A 10,204-nucleotide genomic window follows, 5' to 3' on the forward strand; every position below is an offset into this window, starting at 1 on the left:
GGCGTGCGAAATAATAGGGGCATGGACCATGGCAAAAAGATGACAGGCACTTTATGTGAAAGGCGGCTTGTTTGTGGGCACCCACCAAAACCCCGGCGAGAAAGATTGCGATACTCCTGGCATTCGTGCTTAACATGGGGCCATGCGCAGCACTTGGAAATATCTATGGAACCTTGGGATGGTTTTACTGGGGACGATATCCGTCTTGGCCGGTGAAGAGCCGCCCATGATTCCGGTAGGGCTGGATGCCTATCGCATGTGGGAGCGCTGGCCGTATCAGCGGATCGGCGCGCGTGCCTACATGCGCAGCACGTATGACCGGCGCGGCGGCAATGAAGGAGCGGACGCCAGCCATTTCCTTTATCAACTCGCGGATGATTTCAATGTCACTCTGGATGTCGAGGGGCCGGGAATCCTGTGCTTTGCGCGTTACAATCATTGGCATGGCAGTCCCTGGCATTACGTCGTGGACGGCCAGGATCATCTCCTCCAGGAGACCGGCACCGCCGATCCTGTGAACGCGAAGAAAACCCTGACCCGCACGACCTTCCTGCCGGAGAACCTGCTCCCGGAACCCCTGGCCTGGACCTGGTCCACCACCAAAGGCGCTGATTTAATGTGGGTGCCGATGGGTTTTGAAAAATCCTTCCGCATGGCGTATTCGCGGACACGGTATGGCACCGGGTACTACATCTATCACCAATACGTGCGCGGCGCAAACCTGTCGCAGCCCATTCAAGCCTGGGATGGCAAGAACCCGCCCGATGGCGATGTGCTGGCGTTAATCAACCGCGCAGGTACGGATCTTACCACCGATTCCAAAACCATAAACAAAACGCCGCAACAGGCGTCCAATACGGTGGTCGGAGTGCTGCAAGAAGGTAAACCGCAGGTGCTGGCTACGCTGGCAGATGGCCCGGCCACCTTGAGAAAACTGGAATTCACCGTCAGCCGGGAACATGCGCTCAAATTTGGACGCGCCCGCTTGCGAATCACATGGGATGGTCGTCCGCAACCGTCGGTGGACGCGCCGCTGGCCCTGTTCTTTGGCGCCGGGGTTCTTTATAATCGCAATCAACAGCCCTATCTGGTCAAAGGGTTTCCGGTGCATATTCGGTATCAGGATGACTCGGTCACCCTGGCCTGCTATTTTCCCATGCCGTATTTCCGTTCGGTGCGCCTCGAACTCGTTGGCGAAGACGGATCGGCCATCCCGTTCCAGTGCCAGTACCGCACCGCAGCCCTGGCTGATCCAGCCAACCACGTCGGGTATTTCCACGCCACCTACCGCGACCATGCCACCCCGGAACCCGGCAAGGACCTCGTGTTGCTGGACACCAAACAGGCCGAAGGCGGCGGCGATTGGACCGGCAGCTTTGTGGGCATGTCCTGGATTTTCTCGGATCGCGGCGTGTTGAGTACCCTGGAAGGCGACCCGCGCTTTTTCTTCGATGACAGCCAGTCGCCCCAGGCGTACGGGACCGGCACCGAGGAATGGGGCGGCGGCGGGGATTACTGGGGCGGCCAGAACATGACGCTGCCGTTCGCCGGACATCCCGTCGGCGCGCGCAACACCAACAGCGCCAAATGCCCGGAAGACCTGATTCAATCCGCCTATCGCTTTCTATTGGCGGACCTGATGCCGTTCGGTAAAAACGCGCGCATCCAACTGGAACATGGCGGTGTCAATGAATCCACCGAACATTACCAAAGCGTGGTGTATTGGTACGGGCTGCCCGGCGCATCACTCGTGCAAACCGATTCCCTGAAAATCGGCGATGACACCAGCGAGCAACGTCACCGCTACCACTCTCCGCAAGCCTCGGCACCATATTCCATCACCTCCCGCTACGAGTTGGGACCGGACACCCTTCGCACCCCGACCAAAGGCGATGCGGAAGGGGGTGGCAACAAGTCTGCGGTATTGGAAATCTTTCCGGCGCATACCGACATAGGCCGCCAAACCACTGGCACTTCGGAATTCACGCTCAAACTGCAACCGGACAATTTCGGCGTTCTGTTGCGCCGCACCCTGGATTATCAATTTCCCAATCAACGCGCGGAAATTTTCGTGGCCGAGGAAAAGGATGGCCAAGCGGGCGAATTTCAACCCGCCGGAGTGTGGTACCTGGCCGGGGCAAACACCTGCGTGTATTCCAATCCCAAAGAGGAATTGGGCGCCACGCAACATAATGTTCAGACCTCCAACCGCCGGTTCCGCGATGACGAGTTCCTGGTTCCGCGCGACCTGACGGCCGGGCGCACCACCATTCGCGTGCGGGTAAAATTTACTCCGAAAAACATCCCCTTATTCCCCGGCCATCCTCTGGCTGAGCAGGCCTGGAGCGAAATCCGTTACGACGCCTATTGCTGGGTCATGCCACCCATGCCGGGCTCTGGGAAGAAATAGGGCCATCCCTTTTTGATATAATTGCATTGCGCTACCTTCCATGCTAGGATACGTATATTTGTTATGCATTCTACAATCACAGTCTCGGACCTGCAAAAGCAGACGCCCAAAATCGTGCGCGAGATCGAGCGCCAGGGCATGTGTGGCGTGACGCGCAACGGCCGTTTGGCGGCCTTCCTGATTTCCAAATCCAAAGTGGAGGCGATGATTGAGACCATGGAAATCCTTGCCGATCCGGAAGCCATGAAGGCCATCCGGGAGTTTGAGTCCGGAAAAATGACCACCAAAAGCGTGGAGTCTCTGGATGAAAACTAAGGTCCTGGTGTCTTCTCAGGTGGAGTGCTTTGTCAAATCCCTCGCTCCCGAACCGCGTCGTCTCCTCATCCGGGCCATTAAAGGTTTGGCGCTCGACAAAGGCGACCGGAAATTATTGGAGGGAAAACTTTCCGGTTACCAGCGGCTGCGCGTTTCCGGAATGAGGGTTGTGTACAAGGAAATCTCGCAGGCTGGCGTGCGTCAGATCGTTTGCATTTATGTCAATTATCGTAGCGTGGTGTATGAAATGTTCACGCAACTGCTCGCCGACCAATTGCTGGATTGAGATTGGATCACAATCTCAGATTACCCCTCCCTACGGTTCACCAAGCTACGGTATTCAAGCGGCTTGAGCTTGATCCGCCGACGGAACTGACGGTGGAAATGCGCGAGGTTGGTGAAACCGCACGCCAGGGCAATATTCGTGACGGATTGCTCTTCCTCAGCCAGCATCCGGCAGGCGCGGCCCACCCGCAGCTCATTGATGAAATCCGGCAGCGTGCGGCCCGTGCGGGTCTTGAAATAGCGGCTGAAACTGACCGGCGCCAAGTGCACCATCCGGGCCAGGGTATCCCGATGAATTTCCTCATCGAGGTGCTGGATGATATACGTGCAGACCTGGCTCAGGCGCTGTTCATCCACCAGATTGTGTTCCGGCACAAACCCGGCGGACGCCATGGGTTCCAGATCAGGGGATTGCGACAACAGGTCCAGAATCTCCAGCAAATCCACAATGCGCCGCAAGCCGTGCCCCTGCGCAATGGCCCGCACCTTGGGCGCCACCCGCTCCCGGGTCGCCCCCTTGATCATCAGGCCGCGACGGGCGTTCGCAAACAGGTTGCGCACCGGCGTCATCTCCGGCAGTTGCAGGAAGCCGTCCCCGAGAAAATTTTCACGGAAGTTGAGGGTGATGAAGTGGATTTCCTTGCGGGGTCCCTTGCCAAAATCATCATGATGCCACAGGTGCGGCAGGCTGGACCCGATCAAGACCAACTCCCCCGGCTTGAGCGGCGCAATGTTGTCCCCGACGATCCGGTAACCGTGCCCGCTCAGCAGCAGGGTCATCTGCAACTCGGGATGGACATGCCAGCCGATGTCGAAGGCCGGCTGGCAGCGTTCCTTGCAGGCGAACGATTCATCCGCTTTTTTGGCGATGATTTCGTAGATCGGTTTCATCAGTATGCCATGCGCGTCTTTTCCATACCATGCCAGATGCCCGAAACCACGGCAAGCCCGGATGCTACAAAAGTATCTAAACTGGCTACGCTACGCGTAGCCGGAATTGCGCCGTTGGAGCATGCTGACCATCAGATGACCATGTGTTGGACAACGAATACGATGGCCGGAAACGGGATTTGCCGTTTCCCGGCGACCACCGTCGTTGGCAACACAGTTAAATCCGAAGCTCGAAATCCGAAACCCGAAAGAACTCCGAAGGCCGAATACCGAAAAGAAGGTAGCAGTTGGACATTTGCAGTTCCAACCCCATCAACTCTAGTTCCTGTCTCGCAGGTTTGGTTTCGGATTTCGGGTTTCTTTCGGATTTCGGCGTTCGGAATTCGGTTTTCCCCAGAAACTTTACCATAAACAACTAACCTCAATCCCTCATCCATGAACCACACTCCCCTTCCCCAGACTGCCGACGTTTCCCGTCGCAGCTTTTTAACCACTTCCGGCGGTCTCGCCCTTGGTTCAGCCGTATTGGCGGGCTTTCCCTCAAGCCTGACCAGCGCCGAGTCCTCGCAAAAGCTGCGCGTGGGCCTCATCGGTTGCGGCGGACGCGGCACCGGCGCGGCCAAGCAGGCCTTGAGCGCCGATCCCAACGTGGTATTGACGGCGGTGGGCGACGCGTTTGAAGACCGCCTCAAAACCAGCCTGAACGCCCTCAAAGCCGACAGCAAGATTGGCAGCCAGGTGCAGGTGCAGTCCGATCATTGTTTCCTCGGGCTGGACGCCTACCAGAAGGTGATTGCCAGTGATGTGGATGTGGTATTGCTCACCACCCCGCCCGGCTTCCGCCCGCTGCACATCAAGACTGCCATTGAAGCCGGCAAGCATGTCTTCGCCGAGAAACCCATGGCAGTGGACGGCCCGGGCGTGCGCTCCGTGCTGGCCAGCGCAGCCGAGGCCAAGAAACGCAACCTGGCATTGGGAGCGGGCTTTTGCTGGCGCTACAACCTGGCGGAACGGGCCGGGTTCGAGCAAATTCATCAGGGTGCCATCGGCGACGTGCGCACCATTTACGGCACCTACAACACCGGCTCGCTGTGGTCCAAACCGCGCCAGCCGGAATGGAGCGACATGGAATGGCAGCTCCGCAACTGGCTCTATCTCACCTGGCTTTCGGGCGATCACCTGGTCGAGCAGGCGGCACATGCCGTGGATTGGATGTGCTGGGCCATGAAGAGCGAGCCGCCCGCCAAATGCGTCGGCACCGGTGGTCGTCAGGTGCGCACGGATGCAGCCTACGGGCACATCTACGACCACTTTGCCGTCACCTACGAATGGGCCAACGGCTCGCGCGGTTTCATCTTCTGCCGCCAACAGGCCAACTGCGCGAATGACAATTCCCTGACCGTCTATGGCAGCAAAGGCGTGGCGCGCATTCTGGGCTTTGGTGGGATGCCCTCCATCAAGGGCGACACCGAATGGCGCTATCGCGGCCCGCGCCCGGACATGTACCAGGTGGAACACAACGAACTCTTCGCCTCCATTCGCGCCGGCAAACCGATCAATGACGGCGTCTGGATGGCGCACAGCACGCTGACCGCCATCATGGGGCGCATGGCGGCTTATACCGGCAAGGAAATCACCTGGGAAAAAGCGTTGAACTCGCAGGAGAGCCTCATGCCGGAAAAGGTGGCGTTGAACGCCTCGCTGCCCGTGCCGCCCATCGCCATTCCCGGCATTACTCCGTTTAGTTGATCCTGACTCAACCGGAAGCCTATGAGCACCACCATTCCTGCTGACTTGTTTAACCAGGCCATCCCGGCCGTCAAACCGCGACTCGACCCGGCGTTTCGTCCGGCCGTGCTCGTCAACCGGGTTTTCCGTCGGCTGGCGCGTGAAAGCGGCGCGGGCGTGCCGGTGCGGTTGGCCTTGGAGCAGGCCGATGGCTCGGTCTTTCATCACGCCACGGAAATCCTGCCGGCCGCGCACCCCCTGGCGGCCGCCAATTTCCTCCACCTGGAGCGCATGGTGAAATTCCTCATGTGGTCGCGCGGCGGATACCGGGTCTATGTGGATGGTCCTGCCGACTTGGGGACACAATTGCAGCGACACTTCACCGACACGGCCACCGGACGGTTTGATGCCGACATCATGGGCACCCGCATTTACGAACATCCCTTTGAAGTCGTCCTGACGCGGGACCTGCCCAGGGAACACGCCGCCACCATGCCGTTGGGGCGGCACCTCGACGGCTGCCGCATCGGCTTCGATCTCGGCGGCAGCGACCGCAAAGTGGCGGCGGTGATTGATGGCAATGTGGTCTTCAGCGAAGAAACCGTTTGGGACCCATATCATCAGCCGGACCCGCAATATCATTTCGACGGCATCATGGACTCGCTCCGCAAAGCGGCGGCCCACCTGCCCAAAGTGGAAGCCATCGGCGGCAGTGCCGCCGGCGTCTATGTGAACAACCAGGTCAAAGTGGCCTCGCTGTTCCGGGGTGTGCCGGCGGATGTATTCCAGAAGCGCGTCAAGCGCATGTTCTTTGACGTGCAAAAGGCGTGGGGCGGCATCCCGCTGGAAGTGGTGAACGATGGTGAAGTGACCGCGCTGGCCGGCTCCATGTCGGCGGGCCGCAACGGAGTGCTCGGCTTGGCGCTGGGGACCAGCCAGGCCGCCGGCTACGTCAACAACGAGGGCAACATCACCTCGTGGCTGAATGAACTGGCCTTTGCACCGGTGGATTACGCCCCCCAAGCGCCGTGCGACGAATGGAGCGGCGATGCCGGTTGCGGCGTGCAATATTTCTCCCAACAGGCAGTGGGGCGGCTGCTTGCTCCCGCCGGGATTTCCCTGCCAGCGGAGCTGCCCCTGCCCAAGAAACTCAAGGAAGTGCAGAAGCTCATGGAACAAGGAGACCGCCGTACCCACAAAATCTTTGAGACCATCGGCGTTTATCTCGGGTACGCCATTGCGCATTATGCCGAATTGTACGCATTCCAGAACGTCCTGATTCTGGGGCGCGTCACCAGCGGTTGTGGCGGGGAAATCATCCTGTTCCAAGCCCGGCACGTGTTGGATACAGAATTTCGGGACTTATCGCAACACGTCACTTTGATGACGCCGGATGAAAAAGACAAACGCCACGGCCAAGCCATCGCCGCCGCCAGCCTGCCCAAAATTCAACGTGCCTGAACCCATTTTAATCCTATGAATCCTTACCTGTCCTATGTCAGTTCGTTTATCCGGCTGGTTTCCGAGGGCAAATCCCTGCCGCTGGGCAACATTCCTCCCTGCCAGCGCACCGCCACCCGCCCCGGCGCGCCGGTGGCGCTGATCTTCTCGCCACACCCGGACGATGAATGCATCATCGGCGGGCTGGCCTTGCGCCTGATGCGCGAATCCGGTTTTCGCGTCATCAACATCGCCGTCACCCAGGGCAGCAACCAGGAACGCCAGCAACCCCGGCTGACCGAGCTTCTCAACGCCTGCAACTGGATCGGCTTTGAGTTGGAACAGACCGCCCCGAACGGGCTGGAAAAAATCACGCCAAAAACCCGCAACGCGGACCCCGCCCATTGGGTCGCCGCCGTGAACGTGATCGCTGGCACCCTCAGCCGCCTGCAACCGCGCGTTATCCTATACCCGCATGAACTTGACTGGAACGGCACTCACATTGGCACCCATCACCTTGTCATGGATGCGCTGAAAACTCTGCCCGTCGACTTCCGCTGCCACCTGGTGGAAACCGAATTCTGGGGCCAGATGATGTCCCCCAACCTGCTGGTGGAATTAAGCGCGAAAGATCTTGCTGACCTTTTGGCCGCCCTGTCGTATCATGTCGGTGAAGTGTTGCGAAACCCCTATCACTTGCGTTTGCCTGCCTGGATGCAGGACAACGTGCGACGCGGTGCGGAACTGGTCGGCGGCCAGGGCGGCGCGGCGCCGGATTACCAGTTTGGCACGCTCTACCGCGTGTTGAAATGGACCCGGGGTCGCGTGGAACCGGCCTACACCGGCGGAAAACAAATCAGCGCCAGCGATAATCCGGGAACGCTCTTTGCTTGAAATCCCTTTAAACAACCAATCAACCCCATCATTCTTATGGCAAAAAAAACCACCAAAACACCAAAGCAGGTCAACGTGGCCGTCGTCGGCCTGGGCTTCATGGGCATGACCCATCTCCGGGCCTGGAAACAAATTGAACGCGCCCGCATCGTCGCCGTGTGCGACGCCGTGCGCCTGCCGGTGGATGGCGTGCTCGCCGGCATCACCGGCAACCTCGCGGGCAACGACACCATTGATCTCGGCCGCGAAGTCAAAGCCTTCAAGACCCTCGAAGAAGTGCTCGCCGATCCCGGCGTGGACCTCGTGGATTTGTGCGTCCCCACCCCGCTGCATCCGCCGCAGGCCATCGCCGCGTTAAAGGCCGGCAAACACGTCATCTGCGAGAAACCCCTGGCCCGCACCGCCAAGCTGGCGCGCGAAATCATCGCCGCTGCCAAGGCTTCCAAGGGCTACTTCATGCCCGCCATGTGCATGCGCTTCTGGCCGGAATGGGCGTGGCTCAAGCCGGTGATCGCCAAAAAGACCTACGGCAAAGTGCTCGCCGCCCGCTTCCGCCGCGTTTCGGAACCGCCCGGCTGGAGCCGTAACAGCTACTTCGATGGTGCCCAATCCGGCGGCGCGCTCTTGGATTTGCATATTCACGACACCGATTTTGTGCAGTTCCTGTTCGGAAGGCCCACCAGCGTGTTCTCCACCGGCCTGAGCCGCTTCAGCGGCGCGATTGATCACATCGTCACCCAGTACCAGGTGGCGGGCGGTGCCACCGTCCATGCCGAAGGCAGTTGGATCATGTCCAAGGGCCATGGCTTTAACATGGCCTACACCGTCGTATTTGAAAAAGCCACGGCGGATTTCGATCTCACCCGGGGCGAGAACGCCTTGAAATTGTGCGAGGAAGGCAAGGAACCGCGCTTCATCAAATGCGAAGGCCCGGACGGTTACGGCGGCGAACTGCGACACCTCACCGACGCCATTCTCTCCGGCAAACCATCCTCCGTCGTCACCGGTCAGGACGGCCTCAGCGCCGTGGAAATTTGCGAAGCCGAGGAAAAATCCATCAAGACCGGCAAAGTCGTGACGCTGAAACCTTGACCCGCGCCAACGCCCACCCAGCACCCCAACTATGAATCGCAGACATTTCGTCCAAACCACCGTGGCTGCTGCCGCCCTGGCTGCCGTAACTCCCGCCCTGGCCGCCGAAGCCAAGGCCAAGCGGACCAACAAGCGCGGCATCATGTGGGCCACCGTGGGAATCAAAGGCTCGATCCTCGACAAGATGAAGGCCGTCAAAGAGGCCGGCTTTGACGGCGTCGAAATGATGAGTCACCTGAATCAGGAGGAAGTCTTAAAGGCGCGCGAGGCTGTGGGGCTGGAAATCCTGAGCGTGTGCGGCGAGAAACATTGGGGCAAGCCGCTGTCGAGCCCGGATGCCGCCGTGCGCGAAGAGGGGTTGGCCGCCTTAAAGCAGACCCTGCGGGATGCCAAAGCCTACGGCACCAACTCCATCCTACTGGTGCCCGGCACCGTCAACGCCAAGGTCAACTTCGACGACTGCTGGAAAATCTCCATCGAAGAAATCCGCAAGGCCATCCCGCTGGCCCAGGAACTGGGTGTGAAAATCTCCATCGAAAACGTCTGGAACAACTTCATCGAAAAGCCGGAACAGGCCGTGCGCTACCTTGAAGAAATCAACAGCCCGTGGGTCGGCTGGCATTTTGATTGCGGCAACGTCATCCGCTTCGGCGACCCCATCGCCTGGATCAAAGCCCTTGGCCCGCGCATCAACCGCGTGCACCTCAAGGAATACAGCCTGGACCGCTCCATGCGGGCGGGCGACGTCTGGAAAGGCTTCAACGCCCCCCTGCTCGAAGGTGCCAACAATTGGGCTGGCATCATGAAAGCCCTGGATGCCGCCGATTACACCGGCCCGGTCATCACCGAACAAGGCGGCGGCAGTTCCCCGGAAGGCCTGAAAAACCTGCTCGAAAGCGTCAACAAAATCCTGGCCTCCTGAACCGCATCCACCTGCGCATTGAGGCTCATTGCATTCGTAGTCGCTGACGTCAGTCAGCGCAAATTTCGGTTTCCAGCCTTCGGATTTGCTCGTGATTCGCGTTGATTGGCGTGATTCGCGGGCTTCGGCCTTCAGATTTACCATCTCCTCCTTCCCCATTTTTGCCATGTTCGCTTCCCATTTTTCTGGTGCAGCCTTCGATCTTTGACAGGCCAGCGGGTGCAAGT

The 10,204-nt window shown here is 59.3% G+C and carries 9 protein-coding genes; 8 read left to right on the plus strand and 1 reads right to left on the minus strand.

Features of this window, described 5'->3' with window-relative positions:
- The first annotated feature begins 142 nt into the window (after positions 1-142).
- The 3 genes from WCO56_13630 (at position 143) to WCO56_13640 (ending at position 3,011) form a co-directional block, all read left to right on the plus strand.
- Positions 143-2,410 (plus strand): DUF2961 domain-containing protein, encoded by a 2,268-nt coding sequence (locus WCO56_13630; protein ID MEI7730610.1) that lies wholly within the window; start codon positions 143-145, stop codon positions 2,408-2,410.
- Positions 2,411-2,473: 63 nt separating this feature from the next.
- Entirely contained in the window at positions 2,474-2,725 is a 252-nt protein-coding gene (locus WCO56_13635; GenBank protein MEI7730611.1) for a type II toxin-antitoxin system Phd/YefM family antitoxin, read from the plus strand.
- Positions 2,715-3,011 (plus strand): hypothetical protein, encoded by a 297-nt coding sequence (locus tag WCO56_13640; GenBank protein MEI7730612.1) that lies wholly within the window; start codon positions 2,715-2,717, stop codon positions 3,009-3,011. The genes WCO56_13635 and WCO56_13640 overlap by 11 nt, the downstream gene beginning before the upstream one ends.
- A 20-nt stretch (positions 3,012-3,031) precedes the next feature.
- Here WCO56_13640 and WCO56_13645 read toward each other — a convergent pair whose 3' ends face one another.
- Complete coding sequence (locus tag WCO56_13645) at positions 3,032-3,901, minus strand: AraC family transcriptional regulator (GenBank protein ID MEI7730613.1); 870 nt, start codon at positions 3,899-3,901, stop codon at positions 3,032-3,034.
- 435 nt (positions 3,902-4,336) lie between these two features.
- Here WCO56_13645 and WCO56_13650 point away from each other — a divergent pair, with 435 nt between their 5' ends.
- The 5 genes from WCO56_13650 to WCO56_13670 are packed head-to-tail and all read left to right on the plus strand — an operon-like array spanning position 4,337 to position 9,977.
- The gene (locus WCO56_13650) at positions 4,337-5,650 is read left to right on the plus strand and encodes a Gfo/Idh/MocA family oxidoreductase (GenBank protein MEI7730614.1); all 1,314 of its coding nucleotides are present in this window, start codon (positions 4,337-4,339) and stop codon (positions 5,648-5,650) included.
- Between the two features lie 21 nt (positions 5,651-5,671).
- On the plus strand, positions 5,672-7,090 hold the full coding sequence (locus tag WCO56_13655; protein ID MEI7730615.1) for an ROK family protein: 1,419 nt from the start codon (positions 5,672-5,674) through the stop codon (positions 7,088-7,090).
- Positions 7,091-7,105: 15 nt separating this feature from the next.
- A complete protein-coding gene (locus WCO56_13660) occupies positions 7,106-7,963 on the plus strand; it encodes a PIG-L family deacetylase (GenBank protein ID MEI7730616.1) in 858 nt (285 codons plus the stop codon).
- Between the two features lie 36 nt (positions 7,964-7,999).
- Positions 8,000-9,055, plus strand: a complete 1,056-nt coding sequence (locus tag WCO56_13665) for a Gfo/Idh/MocA family oxidoreductase (GenBank protein MEI7730617.1) — start codon at positions 8,000-8,002, stop codon at positions 9,053-9,055.
- A gap of 31 nt (positions 9,056-9,086) precedes the next feature.
- Positions 9,087-9,977 (plus strand): sugar phosphate isomerase/epimerase family protein, encoded by an 891-nt coding sequence (locus WCO56_13670; protein MEI7730618.1) that lies wholly within the window; start codon positions 9,087-9,089, stop codon positions 9,975-9,977.
- Positions 9,978-10,204: the final 227 nt, after the last annotated feature.

The organism is Verrucomicrobiota bacterium, from assembly GCA_037139415.1.
Taxonomy (GTDB): Bacteria; Verrucomicrobiota; Verrucomicrobiia; order Limisphaerales; family Fontisphaeraceae; genus JBAXGN01.

What these genes read in the sequence shown, in the direction of transcription:
- WCO56_13640 (MEI7730612.1), top strand. Translation starts at nt 2,715, where the DNA reads ATGAAAACTAAGGTCCTGGTGTCTTCTCAGGTGGAGTGCTTTGTCAAA.
- WCO56_13670 (MEI7730618.1), top strand. Translation starts at nt 9,087, where the DNA reads ATGAATCGCAGACATTTCGTCCAAACCACCGTGGCTGCTGCCGCCCTG.
- WCO56_13665 (MEI7730617.1), top strand. Translation starts at nt 8,000, where the DNA reads ATGGCAAAAAAAACCACCAAAACACCAAAGCAGGTCAACGTGGCCGTC.
- WCO56_13635 (MEI7730611.1), top strand. Translation starts at nt 2,474, where the DNA reads ATGCATTCTACAATCACAGTCTCGGACCTGCAAAAGCAGACGCCCAAA.
- WCO56_13630 (MEI7730610.1), top strand. Translation starts at nt 143, where the DNA reads ATGCGCAGCACTTGGAAATATCTATGGAACCTTGGGATGGTTTTACTG.
- WCO56_13655 (MEI7730615.1), top strand. Translation starts at nt 5,672, where the DNA reads ATGAGCACCACCATTCCTGCTGACTTGTTTAACCAGGCCATCCCGGCC.
- WCO56_13660 (MEI7730616.1), top strand. Translation starts at nt 7,106, where the DNA reads ATGAATCCTTACCTGTCCTATGTCAGTTCGTTTATCCGGCTGGTTTCC.
- WCO56_13645 (MEI7730613.1), bottom strand. Translation starts at nt 3,901, where the DNA reads ATGAAACCGATCTACGAAATCATCGCCAAAAAAGCGGATGAATCGTTC.
- WCO56_13650 (MEI7730614.1), top strand. Translation starts at nt 4,337, where the DNA reads ATGAACCACACTCCCCTTCCCCAGACTGCCGACGTTTCCCGTCGCAGC.